Origin of the sequence: Mesorhizobium sp. M7A.F.Ca.CA.001.10.2.1 (assembly GCF_003998575.1) — a bacterium.
GTDB lineage: Bacteria > Pseudomonadota > Alphaproteobacteria > Rhizobiales > Rhizobiaceae > Mesorhizobium.
Window position 1 is genome coordinate 1 of the sequence record NZ_RZQY01001283.1, and the last position, 564, is coordinate 564.

The following is a 564-nucleotide window of genomic DNA, read 5'->3' on the forward strand; positions in this document are numbered from 1 at the left end:
GTAACGCGCAAGGCCGTTTCCATGCCGAGATCGGCGCGGATCAGCACATCCTCCAGATCCTGCAGCGTCTCCTCATCCAGCTTGCGCTTGGTGAAGACGCCGGCAATGTTGCCGGTGAGCTCCTTGGAGGAGCGGGCAAGCCCGTCCTTCATGCGCTGGAACCAGGAGCGCCTCGGTGCCGGTTCGGGCGCCTTCTGCGGCTCGGCTTTCTGCTCGACCTTCTTGGTGACGGTCACCTTGCCGGGGGCGGCTTTCGGCTCCGGCGCGGGTTGTGGAAGAGGCTGCGGCTCGGGCGCGATTTCCGCAATGACCGGCTGCGATTCGACCGGGGCCGGCTGGCGAATGAGAGGTGCGATTTCGGCGGCGGGCGCTTCGGCCACGAGAGCAGCCGGCATGGCTTCCACGGGTGGCGCCGAATCTTTCGCAAGTTCGTGCTGCCCCTCACCCCTACCCTCTCCCCGTGAAGGACGGGGAGAGGGAGGCGTCAGCGTTGAGGCTTCGTCTTCGATGTTTGCAAGAGGAGGCGCAGCTTCACCGCTAGCCCCCTTCTCCCCGTCTCTATAC

At 65.6% G+C, this 564-nt stretch carries 1 protein-coding gene; it reads right to left on the reverse strand.

What is annotated here, in order from left to right; genetic code table 11:
- Positions 1–395 (reverse strand): signal recognition particle receptor subunit alpha (locus EN964_RS39040; protein WP_245490763.1); only part of this gene is annotated, 395 nt, incomplete at its 3' end.
- Positions 396–564 lie beyond the last annotated feature (169 nt).